The organism is Pseudomonas kairouanensis, assembly GCF_004682055.1.
Classification (GTDB): domain Bacteria; phylum Pseudomonadota; class Gammaproteobacteria; order Pseudomonadales; family Pseudomonadaceae; genus Aquipseudomonas; species Aquipseudomonas kairouanensis.
This window is the reverse complement of record NZ_QUZU01000001.1, coordinates 478,007-503,235: the sequence shown is the minus strand read 5'-3', so window position 1 is coordinate 503,235 and position 25,229 is coordinate 478,007. Positions and strand designations below refer to the sequence as shown.

General features: G+C 58.5%; 31 protein-coding genes. 3 read left to right on the top strand and 28 right to left on the bottom strand.

Annotated features, from left to right (window positions below; genetic code table 11):
* From DYL59_RS02355 to DYL59_RS02320, 8 genes are all read right to left on the bottom strand, one after another.
* The coding region (locus tag DYL59_RS02355; protein ID WP_238340590.1) for a phage tail-collar fiber domain-containing protein at nucleotides 1–1,319 on the bottom strand (1,319 nt) is incomplete at its 3' end.
* Nucleotides 1,320–1,949: a phage tail protein I gene (locus tag DYL59_RS02350; RefSeq protein WP_135287715.1), complete on the bottom strand. Its 630-nt coding sequence runs from the start codon at nucleotides 1,947–1,949 to the stop codon at nucleotides 1,320–1,322. It abuts the gene before it with no gap.
* Nucleotides 1,946–2,941 carry a baseplate J/gp47 family protein gene (locus DYL59_RS02345; protein WP_135287714.1) on the bottom strand — a complete coding sequence of 332 codons (996 nt, stop codon included), beginning with the start codon at nucleotides 2,939–2,941 and terminating at the stop codon, nucleotides 1,946–1,948. The genes DYL59_RS02350 and DYL59_RS02345 overlap by 4 nt, the downstream gene beginning before the upstream one ends.
* Nucleotides 2,938–3,270 (bottom strand): phage baseplate protein, encoded by a 333-nt coding sequence (locus DYL59_RS02340; protein WP_135287713.1) that lies wholly within the window; start codon nucleotides 3,268–3,270, stop codon nucleotides 2,938–2,940. The genes DYL59_RS02345 and DYL59_RS02340 overlap by 4 nt, the downstream gene beginning before the upstream one ends.
* Nucleotides 3,271–3,279: 9 nt before the next feature.
* Nucleotides 3,280–3,891, bottom strand: coding sequence for a phage baseplate assembly protein V (locus DYL59_RS02335; protein ID WP_135287712.1), 612 nt, complete (start codon nucleotides 3,889–3,891; stop codon nucleotides 3,280–3,282).
* 3 nt (nucleotides 3,892–3,894) lie between these two features.
* Entirely contained in the window at nucleotides 3,895–4,410 is a 516-nt protein-coding gene (locus tag DYL59_RS02330; protein ID WP_135287711.1) for a hypothetical protein, read from the bottom strand.
* A 21-nt stretch (nucleotides 4,411–4,431) separates the two neighbouring features.
* Nucleotides 4,432–4,761 carry a phage holin family protein gene (locus DYL59_RS02325; protein WP_135287710.1) on the bottom strand — a complete coding sequence of 110 codons (330 nt, stop codon included), beginning with the start codon at nucleotides 4,759–4,761 and terminating at the stop codon, nucleotides 4,432–4,434.
* Nucleotides 4,762–5,355: 594 nt separating this feature from the next.
* Nucleotides 5,356–6,090, bottom strand: coding sequence for a LexA family transcriptional regulator (locus DYL59_RS02320; RefSeq protein ID WP_135287709.1), 735 nt, complete (start codon nucleotides 6,088–6,090; stop codon nucleotides 5,356–5,358).
* Nucleotides 6,091–6,925: 835 nt separating this feature from the next.
* Here DYL59_RS02320 and DYL59_RS02315 point away from each other — a divergent pair.
* Together DYL59_RS02315 and DYL59_RS02310 are read left to right on the top strand one after the other, a co-directional pair.
* A complete protein-coding gene (locus tag DYL59_RS02315) occupies nucleotides 6,926–7,852 on the top strand; it encodes an FRG domain-containing protein (protein ID WP_238340589.1) in 927 nt (308 codons plus the stop codon).
* Between the two features lie 60 nt (nucleotides 7,853–7,912).
* A complete protein-coding gene (locus tag DYL59_RS02310) occupies nucleotides 7,913–9,037 on the top strand; it encodes an HNH endonuclease (protein ID WP_135287708.1) in 1,125 nt (374 codons plus the stop codon).
* A 171-nt stretch (nucleotides 9,038–9,208) separates the two neighbouring features.
* On the opposite strand, the gene umuC is transcribed toward DYL59_RS02310, so the two are convergent.
* Nucleotides 9,209–10,486, bottom strand: a complete 1,278-nt coding sequence (umuC, locus tag DYL59_RS02305; protein WP_135287707.1) for a translesion error-prone DNA polymerase V subunit UmuC — start codon at nucleotides 10,484–10,486, stop codon at nucleotides 9,209–9,211.
* The gene (locus DYL59_RS02300) at nucleotides 10,479–10,904 is read right to left on the bottom strand and encodes a LexA family protein (protein WP_135287706.1); all 426 of its coding nucleotides are present in this window, start codon (nucleotides 10,902–10,904) and stop codon (nucleotides 10,479–10,481) included. Before DYL59_RS02300 ends, umuC begins: the two co-directional genes overlap by 8 nt.
* Nucleotides 10,905–11,005: 101 nt before the next feature.
* Here DYL59_RS02300 and DYL59_RS02295 point away from each other — a divergent pair, with 101 nt between their 5' ends.
* A complete protein-coding gene (locus tag DYL59_RS02295; RefSeq protein ID WP_135287705.1) occupies nucleotides 11,006–11,707 on the top strand; it encodes an SOS response-associated peptidase family protein in 702 nt (233 codons plus the stop codon).
* On the opposite strand, the gene DYL59_RS02290 is transcribed toward DYL59_RS02295, so the two are convergent.
* The 18 genes from DYL59_RS02290 to DYL59_RS02205 form a co-directional block, all read right to left on the bottom strand.
* Nucleotides 11,704–11,889 (bottom strand): hypothetical protein, encoded by a 186-nt coding sequence (locus DYL59_RS02290; RefSeq protein WP_135287704.1) that lies wholly within the window; start codon nucleotides 11,887–11,889, stop codon nucleotides 11,704–11,706. The two genes, DYL59_RS02295 and DYL59_RS02290, sit on opposite strands and share 4 nt — an antisense overlap.
* Nucleotides 11,890–11,971: 82 nt before the next feature.
* Nucleotides 11,972–12,766: a DNA adenine methylase gene (locus DYL59_RS02285; protein ID WP_135287703.1), complete on the bottom strand. Its 795-nt coding sequence runs from the start codon at nucleotides 12,764–12,766 to the stop codon at nucleotides 11,972–11,974.
* A 149-nt stretch (nucleotides 12,767–12,915) separates the two neighbouring features.
* Nucleotides 12,916–13,458 carry a lysis system spanin subunit gene (locus DYL59_RS02280; RefSeq protein ID WP_135287702.1) on the bottom strand — a complete coding sequence of 181 codons (543 nt, stop codon included), beginning with the start codon at nucleotides 13,456–13,458 and terminating at the stop codon, nucleotides 12,916–12,918.
* Entirely contained in the window at nucleotides 13,440–14,003 is a 564-nt protein-coding gene (locus tag DYL59_RS02275) for a glycoside hydrolase family 19 protein (protein ID WP_135287701.1), read from the bottom strand. The genes DYL59_RS02280 and DYL59_RS02275 overlap by 19 nt, the downstream gene beginning before the upstream one ends.
* Before the next feature lie 63 nt (nucleotides 14,004–14,066).
* On the bottom strand, nucleotides 14,067–15,110 hold the full coding sequence (locus DYL59_RS02270) for a phage late control D family protein (RefSeq protein WP_135287700.1): 1,044 nt from the start codon (nucleotides 15,108–15,110) through the stop codon (nucleotides 14,067–14,069).
* A gap of 70 nt (nucleotides 15,111–15,180) precedes the next feature.
* Nucleotides 15,181–15,498 (bottom strand): hypothetical protein, encoded by a 318-nt coding sequence (locus DYL59_RS02265; protein WP_135287699.1) that lies wholly within the window; start codon nucleotides 15,496–15,498, stop codon nucleotides 15,181–15,183.
* Nucleotides 15,499–15,566: 68 nt separating this feature from the next.
* Nucleotides 15,567–15,773: a tail protein X gene (locus tag DYL59_RS02260; RefSeq protein WP_135287698.1), complete on the bottom strand. Its 207-nt coding sequence runs from the start codon at nucleotides 15,771–15,773 to the stop codon at nucleotides 15,567–15,569.
* The gene (locus DYL59_RS02255; protein ID WP_135287697.1) at nucleotides 15,748–16,593 is read right to left on the bottom strand and encodes a phage tail protein; all 846 of its coding nucleotides are present in this window, start codon (nucleotides 16,591–16,593) and stop codon (nucleotides 15,748–15,750) included. The genes DYL59_RS02260 and DYL59_RS02255 overlap by 26 nt, the downstream gene beginning before the upstream one ends.
* 9 nt (nucleotides 16,594–16,602) lie before the next feature.
* Nucleotides 16,603–19,083 (bottom strand): phage tail tape measure protein, encoded by a 2,481-nt coding sequence (locus DYL59_RS02250; RefSeq protein ID WP_135287696.1) that lies wholly within the window; start codon nucleotides 19,081–19,083, stop codon nucleotides 16,603–16,605.
* A 140-nt stretch (nucleotides 19,084–19,223) separates the two neighbouring features.
* Nucleotides 19,224–19,526, bottom strand: a complete 303-nt coding sequence (locus DYL59_RS02245; protein ID WP_135287695.1) for a phage tail assembly protein — start codon at nucleotides 19,524–19,526, stop codon at nucleotides 19,224–19,226.
* A gap of 14 nt (nucleotides 19,527–19,540) precedes the next feature.
* Nucleotides 19,541–20,044, bottom strand: coding sequence for a phage major tail tube protein (locus DYL59_RS02240; RefSeq protein ID WP_135287694.1), 504 nt, complete (start codon nucleotides 20,042–20,044; stop codon nucleotides 19,541–19,543).
* Between the two features lie 12 nt (nucleotides 20,045–20,056).
* Nucleotides 20,057–21,223 carry a phage tail sheath subtilisin-like domain-containing protein gene (locus DYL59_RS02235; RefSeq protein ID WP_135287693.1) on the bottom strand — a complete coding sequence of 389 codons (1,167 nt, stop codon included), beginning with the start codon at nucleotides 21,221–21,223 and terminating at the stop codon, nucleotides 20,057–20,059.
* 91 nt (nucleotides 21,224–21,314) lie between these two features.
* Nucleotides 21,315–21,749: a phage tail assembly chaperone gene (locus DYL59_RS02230; protein ID WP_135287692.1), complete on the bottom strand. Its 435-nt coding sequence runs from the start codon at nucleotides 21,747–21,749 to the stop codon at nucleotides 21,315–21,317.
* 4 nt (nucleotides 21,750–21,753) lie between these two features.
* Nucleotides 21,754–23,217, bottom strand: a complete 1,464-nt coding sequence (locus DYL59_RS02225; RefSeq protein WP_135287691.1) for a phage tail protein — start codon at nucleotides 23,215–23,217, stop codon at nucleotides 21,754–21,756.
* Entirely contained in the window at nucleotides 23,214–23,819 is a 606-nt protein-coding gene (locus tag DYL59_RS02220) for a phage tail protein I (protein ID WP_135287690.1), read from the bottom strand. Before DYL59_RS02220 ends, DYL59_RS02225 begins: the two co-directional genes overlap by 4 nt.
* Nucleotides 23,816–24,703 carry a baseplate assembly protein gene (locus DYL59_RS02215; RefSeq protein WP_135287689.1) on the bottom strand — a complete coding sequence of 296 codons (888 nt, stop codon included), beginning with the start codon at nucleotides 24,701–24,703 and terminating at the stop codon, nucleotides 23,816–23,818. The genes DYL59_RS02220 and DYL59_RS02215 overlap by 4 nt, the downstream gene beginning before the upstream one ends.
* A complete protein-coding gene (locus DYL59_RS02210; protein WP_135287688.1) occupies nucleotides 24,700–25,026 on the bottom strand; it encodes a GPW/gp25 family protein in 327 nt (108 codons plus the stop codon). The genes DYL59_RS02215 and DYL59_RS02210 overlap by 4 nt, the downstream gene beginning before the upstream one ends.
* Nucleotides 25,027–25,031: 5 nt before the next feature.
* On the bottom strand, nucleotides 25,032–25,223 hold the full coding sequence (locus DYL59_RS02205; RefSeq protein ID WP_135287687.1) for a hypothetical protein: 192 nt from the start codon (nucleotides 25,221–25,223) through the stop codon (nucleotides 25,032–25,034).
* Nucleotides 25,224–25,229 lie beyond the last annotated feature (6 nt).

Genomic DNA, 25,229 nt, shown 5'->3' with positions numbered 1-25,229 from the left:
TTAGGAAAAGGCAGGGGGAAAGAGATAAGCGCAGTCAGATCGTCGAGGCTTCCTGGAACGTAGCCCCATTGAAGGACTATTCCACCTAACCAGGATGGAAACGATACGTAGCCATTAGTGGTGAGACTTACAGAAAACCCGAGCCGCAATTTTTTGGGCGTGGCGATAGTGGTGTCATCAATGCCTGCATCCATTTGCGCAGAGGTGGCAACTTTGGCAGTGCCTTGGCTGGTCTCTGTGGCCTGGGATGCAAGAGAGGCAATTGCAGCGATATCGATGTTTCCCTGATTAATAGGGCTGTTCCATGCCTTGATACACCACATCACCGCCAAGTTACGGCCGCGAGTCTCAGTCGATGTTCGCACCGAACGCGAAGCATCAAAGTTAAGGCTTGCGCCCATCTGCACGGTCGAAGCGTCGTTAATTCCGGAAGCGGTTCTGTACGTGACGCCGAATGCGCCTGTTGCTGTCAGATTTCCCTCGCCTAGAAATTGATACGCTGCGGCGGGGTCTGCTGCAACATTGCCGACAATGTTCTGCAGGGTATCGCTCTGATAGCTACCAACCCCTCGCCCGGCATCCACCCCACGCCCATGATCCCACCCACGCAAAAACTCCCCACGAGTCTCCGGCAGCCGGAAGCTCCCAGCCCCCTCATCGCCCTTGTTAAAAGCCCCACCCAGAAACGCAGCTAAATCTGGGTAAACGGTCGCGCTTTTAACGCTGCCATCAATCTCCAGAAAACCAGGTGGAATTTCATTCACTGGAAACGCAAGTATTGCGCCCACTGGCAACGCCGAAGCCTTGGCAATCAACCCCTCAATCTCAGTTTTCGAATACGTCCCCTGCTTCAGGTAATCCATCACCCAAGCCCGAGTCGCCTTCACCACCGTGTCATCGATCAACAACGTCACAATCGACGCATTACTTGTCTCGAAAATCGAGCGGATATAAAACTCTTTCCCCGAGCCCGACGTTGCCAACACCGGCTTATACGATTCCGGGTACTTCACGATGGCATACAAGATCCCGGTGTCCGTCCATAGCCCGGCCTCCCGCACATACCAGCCACCCACATCCGAAGGAATGGTGACTTCGGCCATCAACCAACTGGCATTCTTCTCATCTTGAAACAGCGCATTCAGCGGCCCACGCCAGACTTCGCGCTTGAGTGCCTTGGCGCTGGCGTCCGGGTTGTACACCGCGCCATTGCCGTCACCGACGGAAATGTGTGCGAGTTTGATCGGTACGCCTGCGGCCTTGCAGGCGGTTTCGTAGGCGATCCCCGCGTCGGTGAGCAGGGTGTAATAGTCAGCCATTTAGTGCTCCTGTGGATAAAGGGTGGTGGTTTCGACGCTGTAGAGAGCAGCCGCCAAAAACGCGCGGCCCGTGGCTTCAACGCCGGCCAGCACGTTGGGGTAGATCGTGGTGAATTCGCCGCACAACGTGGCGGCGCCGATGCTGTGGCGGCCGGTGGCGCTAAGCCCTACGGAAATCGACAGGATGTCGCGCTCGCTTTTGGCGTCGGCCAGGCGGTGGTCGAGTCGGGCATCAACCGTTTCGCTGTAGGGCAATTCGGTCCAGGCCCGCACGGCAAAGCTATAGGGCACGCCCGGCGGTGTTTGCTCGTACCAGGCCCGCACGTCGGGGCTCAGTTGCAGGCCCTTGGCGGCGTTTTCCAAGGCCTGGCGCGTACCGGCCTGGCGCGCGGTGGGCCAGGCGAGTTTGACCGTCAGGCGTTTTTCGGCCTCGGGGGCGCTAGTGCTCCATTCGCTGACGGCGCGGTCCGCCGCGAGGTAGGGCAAGAACGCCGCAGGTGTGCGGTCTGGGTCCATCAACTCGGGAAACGGCGGCATGACGCGTTCAAGCAAGTGGCCGAAGCCCAGGTCCAGGGCCTTTTCCAGCGGTGAGCTGTTGGCGGGTAACAGACTTGTCTTGGGCTCACTCATAGCGTGCGCACCTCCACCTCGACACCCGTGCAGTACGGGGCCTGGAACGCCGAGCAGATAATCGGCGCCAGCGGTTCAAGGATTTGCAATTGCGCAGCGCCGGCACTGTGGATGGCGTAGTCGATCCAGCTCGGGTCCACCCGGCCCTCCAGGCGATGGCAGGAGTCCGCGTAGGTTTGCAGCAGCTGCTGCGCGGCCACTTGGGTCAGGCCCGAATCCGGACCTGCGTTGATCTTGGCCACCACGCGGATTTTGTAGTGCTGGATCTGCGCACTCTGGACGCTGACCAGATCGGTTTCGGGTCGTACATCGGGGCGTGCGAAATGTCGCCGCACACCGTCAAGCAAATCGGCAGATGCACGGCCGTCACCGTCCCTCGCAAGCACCGTGACCATCACCTCGCCAGGGGCGGAGCGGCGTCCGTTGCCATCCTTGACCTGGGCCGCGTAGCCGTCCGGAGCAAAGGTATAGCTGACGCTGACCACGCCAGGCGTTGCGCTTTGCACCTTGACCGACGGCCGCTCGCCCAGGGTGAACACCTCGCGGCGGTACTGCATGCGCGACCCCGCAGCCGGGGCGTGGGGGGCCAGGTAATAACGCAGGCGGGCGTCTTCGTCGCGCTCCAGAATCGGCGGTACCGGCGGGAAGGCGGCCGGGTCGCCGGGGTCAAGTACCTGGCGCTCCAGGCCCATATCCGCCAGGCGTGCATCCAGGTTGCTACCGGTGGCCCACCACGCCAGCATCTGCTTGATGCGCGCATTGTATTTGCGCTCGTGGGTTTGCAGGCGCACACAAAACGCCTCAAGGGCCAGGGTCAGCAGCTCACTTTCATTCTCCAGGCTGACCTTGAGTTTGGCCGCGCTGTGCGGCGCACGGGTGGCGACGTAATCGACGACAAATGCCTTGAACTCCGCCAGTAAAGGCTCGAACGCATCCACCGCGATAATCGCCGGCTCCGCCAGTTGGTTCTGGCCTGGGATCAGCATGCTCATGTCGCGACCTCGAAGGATTGTTGGCGGTTTTTCCAGGTGCCGGCAAAACGCAGCAACACACCGGCACCCTGGCGGGTGGCGACGATGACCTGGGGCTGAAAGTCGGTGATGCCGTTCTGCGCGTTGTAGAACGCTTGGGCGGCGTGGCTTTGGGCGAGGATCAAAAGGTCGTCGCCCAGGTTTTGACCGAGCAGTTGTGGGATCAGCGAGCCGTATAACGGACGCTTCTGGCGAGTACCCACGGGGGTGGTCAGCGCTCGGGTGGCACGCTGTACAAACTGCAGCCAGTCATCGACGGCTGCCCCGGTATTCCTATCGATTCCGATCATGGCAAATCCTTATGCGCTGCTGATCACACGGCCTTGGTGGTCCACCACCGGGCCGCTCAAATGCACCCCGGCGGCATCCAGCACAATGCCGGTGGCGCCAAGTTGCAGGGTGATGCTGTCTGCCGTGAGCACCAGCGTGGCCGTGCCGACAGTGACGTTTATCTGCTCACGAGAGCCGCAGGCGCTGGTCGGCCCGTTGCTCCAGTTGAGCGTGTGACTGACATCGTCATAGTCACTTTGAGTGCCGTCCTGATAGCGACGCCGGGTCAGCGAAGCCACGTTGGAAACCGACGGAAACTGACTGCTGTTGAGGCCGAACAAGGCAACGGACTGCGCGCCCCCTTCCCCGCCGCCATAGTTGAGCAGCAGGCATTGCTCGCCCACCGAGGGAATGCGGGTTTCAGTCTGTGCACCCGCACTGGGGTTGAAGAAACGGATGGCCGGGCTTAGCAAGTCGCCATGCCTGACCTTGCAGGTGGCGCTGGCAGCGTCGACCTCCTGGCATACACCGATCCGACAGAAACTCTCTGCACGTCGATACAGGTCTTCGAGCTGGGCTTCCATTTCTGCCAGGCGCTCGACAATCGGCCCCAGTTGCAGGCGTAGTAATGCGTCGAACATGGACTACTCCTGTAAAGGACGATATTGGTCCGGGTCGTTGATGTCCGAGACCTCCCAGGTGCGCGCAAACAGCGGCTGGCCTGTGGGGTCTTCGAGTAGTGGCGGGCCGATATAGAGGTTTTGGATGAAGGATACGGTCCAGGTGTCGTAGTCCGTTTCTGCGCTGGTCAGTACGCCAGGCGCCGCGACGATCGCGGTGGGCACGTCGCACTGATCCGGCGGCAAGCCCCAACGGTTGTCCACGGCCAGGTCCATCAGTTGGCTGGCAAGGTCGCAGGCGTCAAACGGCGCTGCCCCGCTGGCGACCAGGGCCTTGAGCGAGACTGACAAGGCATGTGCCTTGCGCCCTTCAAAGGACCGAGCGCCGGGGCCATTGCGCTCGATGCTGATAAGCACGCCGCTTTGAGCGCCAGCACCGGTAACGTCCTGGTAATTGCCTACATGCAATTGTGGGAAAGCACTCTTGAGCGCCTCCCCGATCGCAAAGGGCAGTTGGGAGGGTTTTTCGATAGGTGTCATGTTGTTGCGTCCTTGCAGCGGTTACTGCTGATCCGGGCGGTTGACGCCAATGCGCTTGGCCGCCCAACGTTCATAAAGGCCGATGGCGACATCCGCGCCGGCCATGGCCGTGAGGCAACCAATGGCGCCCGCGGTCCAGATCGACATGCCGGCGGCGTAGCACAGCATCAAGGCCGAGACCCCGCAGACCATGCACGCTCCGGACCGCAATGCCAGGCGCCGTATCAACGACCAACCGCGGGCACCTTCCTTGTCGGCGCGCCACATTTCGCCGCTGACCCCGCCGATCAAGGCCAATACGATCACCAGCCAGATAGGCATTTCCGCTAACGCTTGCTGCTCGTTTGTCATGTCACGCCTCCTGGCTGAGCAATGCCGGCAACGCGCCGGGGTTTAGGTACTTCCATGTGTAGGTAGGCATTCCAAAAAGCCCGGTTGTCCGGGCTTTTCAGTAATGATGTCCTCGATCTTTCGGCGCTACTGGCGCGGTACGGATCTTTCCTCGATGTTTTTCCGACCACGATCCCTGTCTGCCGGATAACTGCTTCTGGTGTTTTACGCTGCACACCCGGGTCAGTTGCCAACCCTCTGAACCGTTGAGGCCGGTTCATCGCTGCCTGTTTTTGTAACGCGGTAAAATTAAAGAGCGTCGGCATCCTTGCCGGTGTTACTTGGCGTCCTTGCCATCGCTCTGATGGCGTCCTTGCCAATGTTGCGTGCCTTCCCTGTCTTCCTTGGCAGCATCCTTGCCGCCTCCACCAGGCCTTGTTGGCTGGCTTGAGATGGAGAATATGCATGTATGCATATACAGTCAATGCACAAATGCATTTATTTTTACATACAAATGCGCAAGTGCATTTAAAGCCTTGAAGGTAAAGGGATTGCCAGTTTTTCACAGGCGAAAAAAAGCCCGCTCATTAGCGGGCTTTGTCTTACACAAGGAGGTTAACGGGCGTACATGCCCCACCAGAACACATGGCCAAGGATGCTGATCTGCTCATCCTGTATGTCCTGGAAGCTGTAGTCCTCGTCCGGATGCTCATCGCGATTAAAACTGCGCAGGCGAATCCCGGAAGGCAGGCGATAGAGCTGTTTGACCCGCAATTGGCCGTTGTGATTGATCGCATACAAATCGCCATCCACGATATCGCCAATGCCGCTCTTGCCCGCGTTCACCCCGACCGTCGCCCCATCACGCAGCACGGGCAACATGCTGTTACCCCGCACCGTCACGCACTTGGCCTGGTCGAACTGCACACCGTTATGCCGCAGGCTGCGTTTGCCGAACCGCAGGCTGGCCTTCTCGCTTTCCTCGATGACGAATCTTCCTGATCCAGCAGCCAATTCAACCTCGCGCAGAAAGGGGATCGACACCTCGTCATCATTCACGGGGGTGTCGTCGTCCCACAGGCTTATGTCCTTGAGTTCCGAATGCATCGGATCACGCGCATCTTCCCGCGAAACGCCCAGGGCCACGCGTCCGCGCAGCTGGTCGGTGCCGATGCCAAAGTACTCGGCGATGCGGGAGATGTGTTTATCCGACGGGTCAACGATCTTGCCGCTGAGGATCCGGGAGAGGGTGGATTGAGGCACGCCGGTACGCCGGTGAAGCTCCGTGGGGGAGATCCGGTCGCGGTCCAGTAGCTCTCTTAAGACGATAGAAACGTTGCGTTTTTGCATAACGCGGATAGTGCCGGGGGTTTAGAGCATTGGCAAATGCTATTTTGCATGGAATATGCATTATTAATGCATTTGCCATGCCCGTTACCGGGCCTGCGAACGTCCGACCTTGCGTGTTAACCTTGCCGCCATCGCAAAATCGCTGGGCCGAATGCCCCACCTTTGCCCCACTCCTTTCAACGAATTTGCTAACTATCTGATGAGTAAGAACACTTCCGACCTGTCCTCCCACACCCCGATTGTGTAGGGGTATGTGGTGGTTTTTTGGGGAAAGGCCCGTGGTTGTGGGCCTTAGCCCCTATATGCATCGAGTTGCAAAAATGCATAAATGGCATTGGATGGCATAGATTGGCGTATGGTTTGCCCCATTTTTGCCCCAATGATCGACGCTCGTAGCACCACAGTAACGATCCGCCCGATGATGGATTGACGTAGCCCGCCCCCCCCCGCAAGCTCTGCCTGCAATGCGCTGTGCGACAGCTTCAGTAGCAATTGGCAAGCAATCACCTCTTGATCAGCTCGCCTCTACGCCAGAGTTTACGGTCGCGTTAGGCAAGCCGCACGATGAACAATATAATTTTCCTTCAATCCGCTATCGCTAATAGCAAACTGTTCAGTAGAGGCCTTACAAGAGGTCCACGCTGAGACTTGGAGTTTTCTTCTAAACCCGTAGCGCGTCAAAAGACTGCATTGACTCTCAGCGAATAGGCATAGGTGCTGTACCGCTTTTAACGTCCTTTCAAGGGCGACCACAGACCTGAATGAACTGCAATAGCCTGCCTGCAAAAAGGCCTTTAGACTGGAAATCGCCAAACCAAAGTGGAGTCAAGGAACGATGGCAAAACCAACAGAAATACCTTTCCACAGCGCTCGCCATTTGCTGGACTATTTGTCCCCTCTAAACCCTACTTGGGATGCTGGAAGATTCATATTTAGAGGTCAGCCAAGTGATAAATACAAGCTGACACCATCGGTGTGCAGGCGTGGAACAGGTTCATTCGCCTATGGCTCACCAAGGAGGGTGTTTGATGCATCAACCGCTGGGCAAGTGGCCTTTGAGCTGGAGATATTGAGGCGATTTCTGATTGGCTGTGATCGCTCAGGGCTAAATGTTCCGGGTTACACCGAACAATTGAGCGGAACTCTTGCCGATGGTTGGGGTTCGTTCCAAAGCCCGCACATTCCTTGGCCATCTACTCAACTTTACGAAATCATGGCCGTAGCTCAACACTACGATGTGCCCACACGCCTCCTAGACTGGACTGAAAGAAGCTTTGTCGCCTGTTATTTCGCTGCCTCATCGGCAAACCTTGAGATTGATTGCAGGGAGATGCCGAGGCTGGCTATTTGGGCTCTTGACACTACTTCTGCAATACACTGGAAAACAGTGAAGGTGATTAGGACTCCAGGGGGAACGAGCAAAAATCAGGCGGCTCAGTCTGGTTTATTCACCACGCATGAGGTTAAAGGCTATAACCCAGACGACTTGTATCAGGTTGAAGCGCTAGAGGATGTTGAAGAGATTTACAGCACGACAGGAAGCCACACACCAATTGTCAAAATGACCTTGCCGGTTGAGGAAGCTCCCGCTTTACTAGATCTTTGCTCACGACTTGGCGTTGATGGATCAACACTCTTTCCCGGCTTCCATGGTGTGGCAAAAAGCGTAAAAGATTGGGCTAACATTGAGGTTGGCGTGAGGCCGTCTCAGTCACTCATTCAGGAGTACAATGAAGACGGCTATGATCCAGACTTCCATTAAACAGCAGTCGCCCGGTGTTCTTTCAAGGCATTCGTAGCAAAAAACTATTCGAGAACAACCATGGACAACAATAGCTACTGTGCTCTCTGCGAAAAACTAATTGACAGCTCCAACAATTCTCGCGAGCACATCATCCCCCACTCAATCGGTGGCCGACGCAAAATTCGATCGTTCATTTGTATCGATTGCAATAGCCGTTCGGGCGATAGCTGGGACGCAGAGATTTGGCAGCAGTTTTCACACATTGCAATGATGCATGGTGTTGATCGAGAACGAGGAGTTCCGCCCAATATCAAGATTCAGACTATCGACGGAGAAAGTTATCTCCTGCTTCCAGACGGCACCATGACAATCCCAAACTCCACTTACCGAACCGAGCCCGGTGAGAATGGCCAGAGAATAAAGATATCGGCAAGAGATAAACCAACCGCATACAAAATGGTCAAGCAGGTAGCTAGAAAGAATTCAAAGTTGGATGTGAATTCATTTTTGAGCGAAATGACAGCAACGGAGACACCCCTTGAGTCACCAGTGACCTTTTCTGTTCAATTTGGTGGAGAGCTAGCCGGCCGTTCAATGGTCAAAACTGCGGTTGCACTGGCAGCTGCTGCTGGAGTGAGTCCTACGTCCTGCGATATGGCGAATCAGTACTTGAAGGGCGCTGCCATAACGCCACCCTACGCTCATTTTTATTTGCGCGACTTAGTATCCAATCGACCTTCGACCCATGCTTTTAATTGTGTAAGCGTAGTCGGCCTTCCCGAGAGGAAAAAATTAATAGGCTACGTTGAATATTTTTCAATGTCACGGATCGTCATTATCCTGAGTGAGCACTATGATGGGCCCGATTTAAATATCACTTACGCGTTCAATCCCGCAAGCGCTACTGAACTCGAACTTAATGTAAACCTAAATCTATCCGACAATGAGCTAGAGCTAATACGGTCAAATGAAGCACTGACAGATGAAACTTATGCTGCTGCTCTCAATAAAGGATTCGATCTAATATATAAACGTAGTCAATTTCGATTGATAGAGCGAGAAGCTAGCAACGCTTTCGATCATGCATGTCAGTCAATGGGCATCACGAGTGACAGCATAATTCCGCCCGAACGCGCTCAAGAATTTTCCAACCTCGTTATCAATCAATTCATATCAAAAATCGCGCATTTAATCCGTCAATAGTTGCACCACACTCATCACCCGTCCAAGTTCACAACAAGGGTTCGGGCCCCGTCACTCACACCACTAGTTTCAATATCCTCCATCCTGTCCTGGCTCACCTACAATTGAAATAAATACTATCGCACCGGAGAAACTTGGCCCACTACAGCCTCCATTCGCTCATCCCAACCGCTATTTACAAGCTACCGCCCATAATTGATCAAGTTTAGTTGTATAGCTGTGACTCATCATCTCGCGGCGCATTGCCCAAGCTGGATTGTTAGGCACGCTGGCTGAACGCAGCGTTCCCATACCCCAACGACTATTGATCTCGTCTAGCACGGTCATCACTTGGGTTGACTCGGCAGGCTGAGAAGTAGCGAAAAGATCATCGGTGTACTCGCCAGGCTGACACAGGCTGAGCAGCATCACTTCGGCCTTACTGTATTTGAAGCCTGGCCGATAAATACGGTCGACCGCATCAACAGCCGCTTTTATCAGCAGTCGCACGTCGTCGGTGGGGTAGGGCATATCAACCACCACCCCATTGGCATACTTCGCCTCCTCTGGGTTGAACATGCCAGTGCGGATGCACACCCGCACCTTCTTGCACAGCGATCCCTGGGCGCGCAGCTTCTCAGAGGCACGCATCATGTAGGTGGCCACCGCCTCTTTGATAGGCGGCAGCTCCGTCAGCCGCTTGCCAAACATGCGGCTGCAGCAGATCTCCTGCTTTGGCGGATCCGGCTCATCCAGCTCCAGGCAAGGCGTGCCGCCCAACTCCCTGGCCGTCTTCTCGATCACAATGCTGAACTTCTTACGGAGTGTCCACGGGTCGGCCTTAGCCAGGTCCATGGCCGACTTGATACCCATGGCATCGAGGTGGAGTTTCATCTTGCGGCCTACGCCCCAAACTTCCGCCACGTCCGTATTGCGCAGCACCCAGTCACGCTTAACCGGATCAGTGATGTTGACCACCCCACCGGTTTGGGACTGCAGGCGCTTCGCGGTGTGGTTTGCAAGCTTCGCCAAGGTCTTTGTGTGAGCGATACCAACACCGACCGGGATGCCTGTGCAGCGAACCACCTGGGCGCGAATCTGCCGACCCAATGCATCCAACCCAGCGATACCAGTCAAGTCGGCAAACGCCTCATCGATGCTGTACACCTCGACTGCTGGCACCATCGCCTCGATCAGGCTCATCACGCGCTCGCTCATGTCGCCGTACAGCGCATAGTTGGAGGAGAACGGGACAATGCCGTGCTGCTTGAGCTTGTGCTTAATCTGGAAATACGGCTCACCCATTTTGATGAAGGGCTTCGCGTCGTAGCTACGGGCGATGACACAACCATCGTTGTTGCTCAGCACCACGATGGGCACCTTCGCCAGATCGGGCCGGAATACGCGCTCGCAGCTAGCGTAGAAGCTGTTGCAGTCGATCAGTGCGAAGGTCGGCTCTTGCTTAGACATGGCTGCGCACTGTGCTAGTGATCACACCCCAGATCGAAAGCTCGTCACCTTCAAGAACGTAGCGTGCCGGGAACTTGGGGTTTTCGGAAAGCAGCACCACCTCCTGGCCGCGCTTACATAGGCGCTTGCATACAGGCTCATTGTTCAGGAGTGCCACCACTACATGTCCATGTATAGCCTCAATGGCACGATCCACCACGGCGAGGTCTCCATCGAAGATCCCGACGCCTTGCATGCTTTCTCCGGTGATAGCTACCAGGTACACATGCGGCGCGCGGATGTTCAAAACTTCATCCAGCGAGATGTGCTGTTCGATGTGATCCGCTGCCGGCGACGGAAAGCCGGCGGGCACCTGGAACGAGCACAACGGCAGCTTCGCGCCGACTTCAGCGATAGGACCTAAAATGGTAAAGCTCATGACGGCGCCTTTTACATATACTGTACGAATGTACAGTTAACTTTGTAGGACGCTTGCGGTCAATTTTTCTGTGGGAAATTTCGACAAATGGAGGGCCGCGCATGTGCGGGCGATTTGTACAGTACGAAGGGATGGCGATCTTCATCGAAGAGCTAAACCCACAAATAGAACTATTCAGTGGGTACGACGCCGTGCCGATCAATCGCTACAACGTCGCTCCAACGACACGGGTGCAAGTGCTGCACACCGCAGAGAATGGCCTGCATATCGATGCAGTCAGATGGGGATGGGCGCCGTTCTGGGCCAAGGGCAAACGCCCTGACCCAATCAACGCCCGTGTGGAGACGGTCACCACCGGCAAATTCTTCAAGCAACTGTGGCCGAATGGCCGAGCCGTGGTGCCGAGCGAGGGGTGGTATGAGTGGGTCAAAAACCCCGACAATCCGAAGAAGAAACAGCCTTACTTCATTCGCCTGAAAAGCCAGAAACCTATGTTTTTCGGGGCACTCGCCCAAGTGAGCCCTGGCCTGGAGCCCCACGAAGGAGACGGTTTCGTGATAATCACCGCCGCCAGCGACCAAGGAATGGTGGATATCCATGATCGCAAGCCATTGGTGCTGACGCCTGAGCATGCCAGGGAGTGGCTGGATCCACGCCTTGCGCCAGAGCGCGCTCAAGAGATAGCGGCTGAGTGCTGCCAGCCAACCGAGGATTTTGAATGGTATGCCGTTGGTAGAGCGGTAGGGAGCGTGAAGCATCAGGGAGCCGAGCTACTGCTCCCGTTATCTTCAAAGGATGATTAGCCCTGCAAGTACTCCTCGAGCAGTTGAGCGGCCGCCGGGAAGCCTACCCAGGTTGCATTGTGATCAAGCCCACGGCCAGCCAGCACAACAGCCGCCAACTCGTTAAGGTCAATCTCTCCTCGCGAGGCTGCTGCAAGAAGCTGAGAGGGGAGGACATTCAAGTGGTGGGCAGCAGTTTCCATGGGGTTCATCCTTCGTTTGCGTGACCACAGTAACGCTCTACCATAAACACATAGCAAGCCATCAGATCGAATATAGCCACCATCAAAACAGCCCCCCTAGCGCGGCTGGCTCCCAGTTCATGATCACCAATTCCCCGCTGACATCGGCCCTTCCCTGCCGTTGGTTTGTAGTGCTGTAGCGAATATCGACCGTTTCAAAATGGAAGCCCTTAAAGACCTGCCGAATGTCCGGGTGATCATTGATGCTGACCATGACCTTGCCTTTGCAGCGACGCATAAAGTCGGCCATGCGCTCGTAATTCTCAAAGGGAAAATCCACACCATAACCAGCGGTCTGCCAGTAAGGCGGGTCCATGTAGTGGAACGTGTGCTCACGGTCATAGCGTTCGGCACACTCAAGCCAGCTCAGGTTTTCGACGTAGGTACCGGACAACCGCTGCCACGCAGCAGACAGGTTCTCCTCAATCCGCAGCAGGTTGATGGCCGGGCCAGTAGTCGCAGTACCAAACGTCTGCCCCGTAACCTTGCCGGCAAACGCATGGTGCTGCAGATAGAAAAAACGGGCTGCACGCTGAATATCGGTGAGGGTTTCCGGGCGGGTCATCTTCTGCCACTCGAACACCTGCCGAGAACTGAGCGCCCACTTGAACTGGCGCACGAATTCTTCCAGGTGGTTCTGTACTACGCGGTATAGCGTCACCAAGTCGCCGTTGATGTCGTTGAGGACTTCAACCGGCGCGGCCTGGGGACGCATGAAGTACAGCGCAGCTCCGCCGGCAAACACTTCGACGTAGCATTCGTGAGGTGGGAAGAGCGGGATAAGGCGGTCGGCCAGGCGGCGTTTGCCGCCCATCCAAGGGATGATGGGTGTGGACATATAAAAGCAAGACCTTTGCTGTATGAATAAACAGTGCTAGGCTCGCTCCGCTTTGTGCACGAAGCAGGAGCCTTGGCTGGACTTGCAGGGACGTTCTGCGGGGAAGGTGGCCGGGCTGGATGTTGACGCATCCTGCCCGGCCGCTCCTTTTACTTCGGTGTAGAGACTTCTTTTGCGTAGGCCTGACAGGCCCGCAGGGCGATCAATCCGTGGTCGCCGGCATCGGTGATTCCGATAATTCGTTGAGCATGCGCTGGGTCAAGTTGGGCTCTCGCGGGGCCATGAACCACGCGGCCGGTGGCGGTGGTGGTTGGCACTGAACAGCCGCTGGTGGTTTCGGTGGTGGCGAGAACGACTGACAGCCGCAGATCAGCAGTAGCCAGGCGATCACGCAGACGAGCCTGCTTGGTTTGCTCATCGGTCAATTCCTTGTGGTGGGTTTCATCGTTGCTCTGCAGACGCTGCTCCAGGGCCAGGCGTTTGTCCTGTTCGGCACGCTGCAGCGCAGCAGAGGCTTGGGATAGCTCGTTGAGCGTGTCCGCATGCACCCTGCCCTGGCGCTCCAGCTGTTGGCCGCAACGCCAGCCTTGAACGGTCCAGGCCAATGCGGCAGAGCCGAAGGCCAATATCACCAGCAGCAAAGCGACGGCAGCGATACGGAACTGCGCGGGGATCAGGTGGAGGAGACGCATAACACCGCCCTCGCCCTGGCCCACAGCTGCAGCCGATCTTCCAGGCCGTTGAGCCCGCCATTGATCCGGCGGGTGATGGTGTTGAACTGTTCCTGGTCCGCGAGCGCGTTCAACCCGTTCACGGACCAGAACCACGCCGCCGACTCTGCCGCCCATTGCGGCAGTTCCAGCAGCTCCGGCGTGCGCAGCAATCGTTCATCACCAAACAACGCCAAGCTGCAGCGCAGGTAGTTGTCATGCCCGGTGACCTGGATCAGCCCACGGCCGCGATAGCGTTGGCCGTCACCATCGGCGGCAGGCGTGTTCCCCAGTTTGGCAGCCAGCGGTCCGGTGTCGTACTTGCTGAGGTATTGATCGCCCCCCAGTTCACGCACGTACTGCAACTGGCCGGACTCGTGGCCGACCTGGGCAAGGAAGGCCGCCTGGCGCTTCGGTGTGTCGATCTTGCGCTTGGTCATGGCGGCGTTTAGCGCGGATACAAAAACGCCCGCTTGGCGGCGGGCGTTGGGCATGATGCGTTGGAGTTGTTGCTCGGTGATGGACATCGCTTTTTCCCAGGCAAAAAAAGACCGCTCAATGGCGGCGGGTGGTGAAGCAGGTACGGCCCGTTACAGCTCCAGGACTTTGACCTCTTTGGACTTCTTCTTTTTCTTTCCGGCCGCCTTGGCCTTACCCTTCTTCCCTGCGTTGCATTCCACGGTGGTGCTCCAGCCAGACTGGGTGAACACCTGTTCAACCGAGTCGACCAGGAACTCGCCGTCCAAGCCGTCCTTGAAGCCCTGCGCATTGATCTGCCGCTCGGTAAACAGATCTGTACGCCCGACCATCTCCAGCCGAACCTCAGCAGTCGAGCGGTTAAACGCGGCGAGGCGGGCCTTGGCGGCCTGCTCGGCGGCGGATTTGTTCGGGTGGATATGCCGGTCGGTATGAACGGGCGGCAGCCCTGCAGGCGCATCGTCGTTGTCCAGGGTCAGGTTAACCAGCTCGCCGGTTTTCTTGTCCTGGTACTTGGCCTTGACGGCTTTCTGTGTGGTGCGGTCAGTGAAACGGAATTGCCAGCGGCTGACGTCACTGCGGCGGATGGTGATCGCTGGCAGATTCTTGCCACTGGCGGTCTGCCCGCTTTGGCGTGGCAGCACCAACAGTTTTCCGTCGGCGACCTTGGCCGTGCAGTCGTGATCCTTGGCGAGCCGGGTGATGAAGTTGAAGTCCGATTCGCTTAACTGATCCGCCCGAGGCACCACCGTGGCGACGGGGCATTCAGGCTTCCAGCCGTTGCGAGCGGCAATGTCGCTGACGATCTTGGACAGCGGCACATTCTCCCAACTGCCACTGCGGGTCGTTTTGCCGCTGCCGCGCATGTCGCTGGCTTTGCCACGAATGACCAGGGTGTCCGGCGGGCCAGAGACTTCGATGTCATCGACCGTATAGCGGCCCAGGCGGGCCAGCGCTTTGCTGTCGTAGCCCAGGTAGATCTGTATCGCTGCCCCTTTTTTGGGGAGGGATACGGCACCGTCACGGTCGTCGATGCGCAGTTCGAACTCGTCCGATTCCATGCCGGGCTTGTCGAGGGTGCGCAGCAACAGCAAACGGTCATTGATCAGCGCTGTGATGTCAGCGCCATCAGCGACGATCCGAAAGATTGGCTTCAAAAGTAAACCTCCAAAAACAACAAAGCCCCGCACGATGGCAGGGCTTGAAGGGGTGTTGCGAGTGAGGATGTCAGTCCTCGACGATTAAACGATTGTCACTGATCTCAACGTAACTTTGGCAAACAGGGCAGTCGATCCCTTCAACCTTGGGCTCAATCAACAGCGTCTGGGTACACACAGGGCAATCCCCAACCCTCTGCTTTTCCCTGAGGCCGAAGGTTTTCCACACCATCGCCAGGAACACGCCGGCAGCCATGACCCAACCGACAATCGGAATGAATGCCAAAAGAATGCAAGCGATCAGACCGAAGATAAACCAGTTTGACCGATAGCTAAGCTCGCCCCAAAAACTCCGTTTGACCAGCCGAATTTCGCTGACTCTTTCCATAGAAGACTCCACGCATGCAAATAAGCAAGGGAGTCTATCAGCGCGCCGATTTTATGGGCAACGAGCTATCAGTCCCACAGCTGCACCTGCTCATCTAAAGGCTCAGGCAGATCAGGAAAGGTGATCAGCAACCCCGTGCGCAACGGTTGCGGTTCATCCGCTAGCAAGCGATTGGCCGCCAACACAGCCTCGACCGTGCCATTCAAATGCCCGTAATGCTGGTAACACAAGGTATCCAGCAGGTCGCCATCAGACGTTCTGCATATCATCACCATAACGCGTGAACTCCAAACTAAAGGATTGCTTACGCGGAATTCCGCCAGCCAGCAACGCGCCCTGCTCCTCCTCCAGGTTGCGTAAGCACCAGGTGCCCAAGACAAAACCGTAGCCGGTGGTCAGGTTCAGCGGCAGCAACTGCCCACCGATGGAACGCAGCGTATCCAGTTGCTTGAGCCCGCCTTTGAACGTGGGAAAGATCGCACCCTTGAGGCTGAGTTTTTCCTCCCCCATCCCCACAGCCTGCTGTGCTGGCCGACGACTGAGGCGCTCTTGCGAGGCCCAGCGAAACTCCGTCTGCCGGCGCAGCTCGTCGAACGCCGCAGTGTCCAGGTTGAAGTAGAACGGCTGGGCATTGGTTTGCAGCGGTCGCAGGATCAGCAAGTGCGGGAACGGCTTGACCGCTTCCGCCAGGGGGGTTGCATTCGGCGCCAGGGCGCTAGTGGGCAAGATATTCGCCAGGCTTGGGCTGACCTTGCCAGCCATTTGGTTAATGGCGGTGCTGGCCCGGACGGCCTGTTCCTTCAAGGTGCCCAGGCGCTCATCAATCGCCGTGATCGCACGCGTTGCTTTGCTGTAAGTCGACAGTACTTCACCGACCTTAGACTGCGCCGCGCTAATCCCGCGCATCACCCGCTGCAGCTTTTCGCCGACACCTGGTGGCACACCGGGGATGCTGGACAGCTCATCAGCCGCCCCGGTGATTTCGCCAATGGCGCCGTTCACCGGCCCGATCATGCCGTCGATGCTGTGCCGGCCCGCCTCCCCGGCCTGGACCAGGGATTTGAAGCCGGATTGCAGTTGCTCCATGTAAGCCATGACAACTCCTTAAACGTGTGGGGCATCGAACAGATTGCGCCGCCCTTGCTCCCGGCTGAATTCCTCAAATAGCTGACGCATGTGCGGCATCATTTCCTGCGCCAGTTGCCGTGGATCCTTGACGTCGCCCTGCACCGTTACATCCACAGTCGGGGAAAACTGCCATTGTTGGTCAATTCGCGGGGGATCTGCCTTCGCAGCGGCGCCGGCACTGAGCAATGCAGGTACTGTCGCCGCTGATGGAGCCGTCGCCAGCGAACGAGCGACATCTCCCATCAGTGGGCCAGTCGCCGGTGTCGGCGCATATTTCGCAAGCATTGACGTGCCTGGCCCGCTGGGCTTCTGCAGCAGCAACGGCGAGGGCTGAGCCAAGCGTTCTACCGGTGTTTCCGGCCCACCAAACGCAGCCTTGCCCACCGCACTGCCCAGCTCACCGCCGCCCCAACTACCGAGGAAGCCGCCGATCAGCCCACCGACAACGGTGCCGATCACAGGTACCACCGAACCAATCGCGGCACCAGCTGCAGCACCGGCCAGCGTACCGGCCAAGGTTCCGGCTGCGTTGCCGTAGCCTTCGGCTTTTTCATCGCGGGTCGTGGCATTCTGGTAAGTATCAGCCGCTATCAGGCCAGCCTCGATCAACGCCAACGGCGCTGTACCTTTGGCAAACCCAACACCCTTACCAGCCATGGTTTGCGGGGAGAATTTGCTGGCGACCACTTCGACTGGAGGAGCAGACACAGGACTGGAAGTCGGGGCCTTCGAGCCCCGACCACGCTTACCCTTGCCACGCCGTCGCTTACCATCACCACCGTCGAGCCCGCCGGCACCGCTTGACGGGTTGGTGACAAACACCCGCTGGATCACATTCGGGTTGCCCATCAGCGAGCCACGGGCAACGTTCATCAGTCCCTTGCCGATCTTGATCGCATTGATAGCAGCGCCCAGGCCGACCACACCAGCTGCCAACACCGTGGCCCCGCTGATCACCGTTGGAAACCTTCCAGCCAACTCCCCAAGCCCGTATGCCAACTTCGCTAGTCCATCTGCCGCAATGTCCGTCAGCGGCCGCACGGCATCACCGATACGCGTCATCGACGATTCAATGCCGGCAGTTGCGGTCGCCCACTTGCTGTTGGACGTCTCCCGCGCCTTCGCCGCGTCCGCCTCGATCTTGGCCTTGCCATCCGTGGCTTCAATGGTCGACATGTCGGCCTTGATCTTGTCGCCGTATTTGATCTGCGCGAGCAGGCCGGCACTGGCGCTCTGGTCGCTGACGATGTTCGCCAGCCCTGCCGCTTCGGTCAGGGCGATCATGGCCTGCGCTTCCTCTGCGCTGCCGTCCACCGAACCTTTGATCTTGGCCTTGAGTGCCTCGATTTTCTTGGCCTTGGCCGGGTCCTGTCGTTTGATCAACTGCTCGCTGAGCATGATGAACGCATCGACCGGGTTGGCCGCCTTGCCGCTTTTTGTCGCGGCGAGGATTGAGCCGGCCAGGTCGTACCCTTCCTTGGCAAACCGTTCCTGGCTGGTGTTGCTGATCACCGCGTTGAGCAAGTTGTTCATGTTGGTGGCCGCAGCAGCCGCATCCTGGGTTTGCGAGAACTGGGACTGCAGGCTGGCACCGAGGAAGCGCACCGCCTCGGGGCCTTCCATGCCCAGGCGCTTGATGTTGCCAAGCATGGCCGGTAAGTACTTGGCCATCTCTTTGGGCCCGAACGCGCCGATGTCGCCAGCCGCTGCCACTTGTCCCAGCATCGCCGCCATGTCGCCCTGCTTTACCCCCGCTTCCTTGAAGGAATTGATCAGGGTCGCGATGGTGTCGGGCTCCATGCCCTGGCCGTCGATCAGGTCGGCAATCTGCCCGGCGTAGGACGTTGCCACATCCCAATCAACACCCTTTTCGATTAGGGCGCCGACCGACTGCGCGAGCAGTTGCTGGCTCATGCCCTTCTCTGCCGCGACCTTGCTGATGCTCGCCGCCAGTTCGGCCTCATCGCCGGTACCGGCGGTGTGTGCCCACAGCGACATCTGGCGGATCTGCGCCTGGTAATCGCCGGAGACTTTGGTCGGAATCGCCAGCGATGCGGTGAGCGCCGCTGCTTTGCCGAGGGAGCTTTTCATTCCCTCTTTGCCCTGCTGGATCTGGGTGTGGCCCAGCGCCTTGAGTTCAGCGCCCCGCGCTACCTGGCCGAGGGCCTGGTATTCCTTGCGCAGTTTGCCGACCTCAATGCCCTGCTCTTTCAAGCTTTTGAGATTACCTTCCAGCTTTTTCAGCAGGTCACCGGCCGAGGCGGCGCCGGTGTCGTGGGCCTTTTTCCATTCGTCACGCAGGCGGATGGTGTCGCCGATGGTGCTCTGCAGCACGCGGGCCTTGGTGCCGGTTTCGCCAAGCTTCTTGATGCGGCCTTCAACATCCTTGAAGGCGGCGCCGACCGTGGAGCTGACGACGCCGCCGATGACCAGGCCGAGCGCCAGGTTATTTGCCATGGGATTACTCCGGGCCGGGATGCGGGGCTCAGTCCGTGAGCCACCAGATCATCGTGGAAAAGGGCATGGTCTCGATTTCGCCCGCTGCAAAAGAGAACTCCGCAGCCAAGCGTTTCGCGACCTTCTTCTGCAGTTCGGCGCTAAACCCCGTCGTCCTGCACCAGGCGAAAATAAGCGGCCTGCAACCGCTGGTAGTCCGTCAGTTTGAGCCCCTCCAGATCCTTGGTGCCGGCTTCCGAGAGGGAGGCGAACAGGTGCATCTCGCGCAGTTCGTCATCGCCGCCGCTGGTGGCATTGGCGGCACGCACTTCGCGTACGGTGGGAGAGCGAAGTGTCAGACGGTCAACCATGACGCCGTTGATCTCGCTCGACCGAGACAGCGTAATAGCGGCGCTCTCGGCGGTGACGGTCAGCCAGGTAGGCAGTTTTTTCAGTGTGCTCATGATGAACGGCTTCCTTACATACCCAGGTCGCGGCGGACGCTGGCGAGTTGATCGACACCGTTGATAACCCGGACGCAGTTGATTGGATCGATTTCGAACATTACCCGGCCCGCGACCTCTAGCTTGTAGTAGCTGCAGGCCACGGCGTACTTGAACTCGGCAGCTTCACCGGCCTTCCAATCGCCAGGATCTACCTCTTTGAGCATGCCTCGGACAGTGGCGACAACACCCGTGGTCGCGCCTTTCTGGCCCTTGAAGGAACCACGGAACACTGCGTTGAACGCAGTCTGATCGGCCAGGCCGTAAAACTTCATGGCCTCAGGGCGCACACCTTTACCGGCGAAACTGGCCTCAAGTTTCTCCATGCCCTGATCCATCTCCACCGGGGCATCCATGCCCCCTGCGCGATGCACCTCGGTTTTCAGGGTCATCTTAGGCAGCGTGAAGCTGGTGATATCCCCGGCAAAACTGACGCCGTCGATATGGGCGTTCATGTTGTAAAGCGTTTGCGGAACCATCAGGCGTTCTCCTTAGGTGTTGGTGTCGAGCACTTCGGTCAGCCACTGGTTGGTGACCTCGACCCGGAAGTTGGGGTTTTCTGCCGGCGGCACATCGGTAAAGCGGATGTTCCAGTAAACCTTGCCCTGTTCCAGTTGGCTGGCCGTGTTCAACGTGGGGTCGGCGAACACTTCGAAGTTGATCACCGCACCCTGGTTTTTCAGGTCACGCATGAACGCGCCGAGCCCCTCGGTCACGTCGCTCACGTAGGTCTTGGTGATCGAGCGGTCGACCGCCCATTTGTGGCCGTAGAGGATCGCGTCCATGACGATGTCCATGGTCCGCACGCGGGTGACAAACGCCCACTTCGGATCGCTGGAACAGGTGCGGTTGCCCCACAGGCGGTAGCCGTCATCACGAATGATGGTGGTGATCTGCGCGTTGTTGAGCAGGTTGGCCCGGCAGGTTTCATCACCGTCCAAAAACTCGATGGGGCGACCGGTACCGGTGACACCCACGAACTCCTTGTTCGATGGTGAGGCCCAGAAGCCGTACTCCGAATCGGTCCAGGCGAAGAGCCCGGCGACCCAGGCCGAACACGGCGCATCGACGGTGGCACTTTTCCCGGTGTCCCAGTACTGCACGCCAGGGTCGACCAGAAACACGCGCTTGCTGCCGAAGTTTTCGCGGTACTCCATCACCGCTTCGTCGGTGGTGTTGGGGCCGTCGATGATTGCCATGGCGCGCAGTTTGTCGCTCAGGGCCACCAGTGCCGTGGCAGCCGGCAAAGTCGCGGTGTGTTTGGGCGCGGCCAGCAAACGCGGCTGAGCGTTGAAACGGCTTTTGCCATCGAGCAACGCCTGCATGCCGGTACGCGTGCCGTTTGCCAGCACGCCGCCGATAATGGCCGAGGTCTGGGCGGCGGCGTCTTCCACCTTCGCCACACCGCAAGCGACGATCACCGCTTTGGAACGCACGTAGATGGCCTGGACCGCCTTGGTGATGGCCGCGTCAGCGCCCCAGGCGGCGATGGCTTCGCTTTCGCGGGTGATCAACAGCAGTTGGTTGGGCAACGCACTGGCGTCGGGGCCGGGGGTAAAGGTGTCGCAAAGACCGATGATGGACGACGACGGCACAGCGATAGGTCGCGCGCCGGTGTCGACATTGGTCACGGTAACGCCGTGAAAGAATCCACTCATGATTGAACTCCAGAAACGAGAAAGCCCCGCGTAAGCGAGGCCGTGGGATGTTCGTGGTACGCAAAAGAAAACGCCCCGTCAGTGCGGGGCGTTATTCGGTTTGATCGACGATCCAGGCTGGAGCTATGGGGCGATGATCGGTGTCCGGAAAGTATGGCGATTGCGGCCAGTCGCGTAGGGCTTGAATGTACACAAGCAGGTCGCTGTACTGCTCCGAACTCAGCGTGGTTGCTCCCCCAATTTCAAGCTGATCCCGATGACGATCACGAAGGCCTATTGCCGCTAACATGACCTGGTCGCGCCAGTTGCGCTCCTTCGCCGACAGATCGGGGCCAACCGGGACTGGGATATCACCAAGCGTGGGCCGGCCACTGTCATCCAGATATATCAGGCGCCCCTCACGTAGCCCATTCAGCAATGCCACATGCTCGGCAGAGGTGATTTCAGTGGCATCCGAAGGCACATTGTTTCCGCTGATTTGGCTGCTGAAAAAGCCGCCAGCTACTGCGCTATAGAACAATTTCATAGGGTTAACGTCCCAGCAAAAAGAGCTTAGGGGCCACGGCGTAACTCGAGTTATTCATGGCCTGCATATATACGCGGCAGCTCGAAAGCCCTGGCGCACCTGTCGTTTGAAAGCTCGAATTGGCAGCAGTGTTGTCAGCTTCGATGTGGGTCGACACATGGTGAATCCACACACTTTCAGTGAGCGAAATTGGGTATGCAATTGCCTGGGAACCCTCAACGCTGACCGCAACGCCGGTATTCCATAAAAAGATGAACCCACCAAGCCAGGACGGAAAAGCGATGCAGCCAGCTGGCCCGGTCATGATCAAGAAACCACCACGCAGTTTCTTAGGTGTGACAAAAACTGCGTCATCAGTTCCGGCGTTTACCTGGGCCTGAGTGCCAACCTTTGCCGTCCCCTGATTAGCCTCAGTAGCGGACGCGACAAGCGAGTTAACCTGCGTTTTGGTATAGGCATCAGAGATGCCATAGCCACCCAGCGTCGTCGCTTTGTCAGCCTTTAAGTTCAGCGCCGCATCCATTTGTGCGCTGGTATAGGCATCGTTAATTCCATACGCCCCAAGCGTAGTCGGATTGGAACCCGCCAGGATGCGCCCGTTCTTATCGACCGTTACCTTGGTGTAAGCACCCGCACTGACGCCCGTGCGCCCCACCGCCATTTCAAAGGCCAGCGCAGTGGTGCCTAGTACAATCGGCGCATCAGTCACCAACTGCCATACACTGTCGCCATTGTCTGTGCCCTTCTCGACGTGCACGAACAAACCCGGTGTCACTTCAATACTGGCGTCGGCATCTTGCGCTCGCACCCAGGCGCCGCTGGCAGCCACGTAGATGCCGTTGGCTTTACCCTGGACCTGATTTTTTACCAGCACCCGATTGCCCTCAACCACAGGCACGCCATCAATGGTCTGCGGTCCATTGAGTGCAATCGCCGTAGTGGTCGCCGCCACAACAGAATGCTTGAAGTCCTGCTTGTTCATCGCCTCGGTGATTGCGAGATCCACGTATTCACGGGTTGCCAGCACCACCGCTGGATCAATCTTCAACACGATATTGGCGATGCTGGAGACGATGAAATTCATCCGCACAATCTGCGTGCGGCCTGACCCCTGATCCAGCGCCGGCTTGAAGCTTGGCGCACAGTTGGAAACGGCAACCAGGTCACCGTCCGAGTCGTACAAACCGATCTCGCGGATCCACCAGCCACCGATATCCGCCGGGATCACCTGCTCCGCGATGATCACCGCCGCGTTCACTGGGTCAACGCGCAGTTGATTCAGGGGCGCTCGGCGTTGCTCGTTGATCAGCTTGGTCTGGGTCGCACTGGGGATCGGGTCGGTGCCGTTGGCATCGCCAACGCCCAACGCGGTGAGATTCCAGGGAATGCCCAACGCATTGGCATTTGCCAGCTTCGCGGCCCCCACGTTGGTGAGGATCGCCATAAATTGCGAGTTGCGATCAATCATGGGTAAACGTCCAGAGTGTCTATGCTGTGTTCGCGCCCGACCGTGCTGATGTAGCCCGTGACTTCAATGTCACGCTGAACCGGTGGGTACACGTCGATTACATCGCCTTCGTAGAGGGCGACTCCGATGTTTATGAGGCCTTGGGTTTCCAGGCTGATTGCCAGCCCGGTAAGCGGCCGGCTGACGGGCTTGGCGTCATCGATCAGACGCTCGAGCTCCAGGTACATCTCTTCCGTGATGCCGGTGTCCAGCACGCCCACCTTCAAGGCGAAGGTGCCTGGCACGCCAAGCGGCACGGTCTGCCACCACTCGATAACCTCGATCAGGTAACCCAGCGGCTCGACCACACGGCGCAAGGCGCCGATGGTGCCCTTGTGCGCGTGCACGTAGAACGCGGAGCGGATGGCCGAGCGCTTGACCGCTTCCGACCATTTGTTGTCCCAGCGGTCGACCGACCAGGCCCAGGCCAGCCACGGCAGCAGATGCGCCGGGCAGGTGTCGGGGTTGTACAGCGTGCGTAACGGGATCTCGGTCTTTTCAGCCAAGGCGGCCTCGATGGCGCGCTCCAGCTGCGTGCTGTTCAGGGGGAGCAAGCTGGTCATGTCGAGCCCCCGAGGACAACGCTAAAGCCCGTGCAATACGCCGCCTGGGCTTTAGTGGGTTTCAGGTCGACCCAGTCACGCAGCTCGACCCGGCCGACACCGCTGATATGCAGCTGGGCATCGACCCCGGATTGAGCAACCTCCAGGGCCAGACGCTTGCGTGGATTGATCCAGGCCGCGAGGCGCTTGGTGGCTTCGGCGAGGATCGCATCGTTTTCCGGGCCGGCGCCTTGCATGTGCAGCACGGCATCGATCCGGTAGTTGAGGATCTCGGCGCTCTGCACAGTGAGGCGGTCGCCCACCGGGCGGATATCATCGTCGCTGAGCTTGGCGTACACCGCGTCAAGTAGCGCCTGATCGGCCTGGCCGCTGCCGTTCAGACTTAGCACGGTCACCTCCACGACTGCCGGCGAAGGGCTTTCGGCCGTCGCATCCGCCACCAGCGCCGAAGCGTTGCGCGCATGGAAGATGTAGCTGTTACGCGGCCCGGCAGTGGTCAGTCCTTCGTACACCAGTTGGATGCGTTCACGCAGGGCGTCGTCCGATTCCTTGACCTCCTCAACCGGCGGCACTGCCAGCAGGTTGGCCGGCTGAATGACCAAACGCTGCAGTTTGACGTTGCCCGCGAGCTGGTCGAGGTCTTCTTTTTCGGCGTAAGCCAGCATCAGCGCCTTGGCCGCGTCGTTGACCCGCGCCCGGTTCTGCATCTTGCCGTACGCCCCCAGCTCCACCAGCTTGACCACCGGGTCGCTCTCCAGGGCTGCCGACCAGTTGTCGCCCATGTACTCGCGAAAGGCTGCCATGCCTTCCTCGTACAGTGCCTCGTAGTCCAAGGACTCCAGCACCTGCGGCGCCGGCAATGCCGATAAATCCACCGTGCTCATGCCGACACCTCCAGCAACAGGCGTTCGCCCAGGTATTCACCGGTTAATTTGAAGTCGATGCGACCGCCGACGACGGCAACGACCTGCACCTGTTCGAGCTTTAGCCGCGGCTCCCAGCGCCCCAGCGAGTGGGCCACCTCGGCCTGCACCGCGCTCTTCCAGCCAGCGTTAACCGGCAGGTCGACAAAGCGCCGGACCTGGCTACCATATCCAGGCCGCATCCGTCGGCTGCCCAAAGGCGTGCTGAGGATGTCCCCAATGGACTGCCGGAGATGGTCGAGCCCGGACAGCGGTTGGCCGGTGCGGCGATCCATTCCGATCATCGGGGTTACTCCTGTACCAGTTCCGCGTGGGCCTTGAGGAAGGCGAGCTGCTCGTCGGTGGTGGCCGTCACGCGGGCCTTGGTCACGGCCAAGGTGCTGCCATCGGGCAGGATCAGGGTGCGCGAAGTGAAGAGCGTGTCGCGGAAAACGCGGCCAGGCTGTGCATCGTCCTGGCTGTCGGGTTTGGTCTTGCTCATCAACGG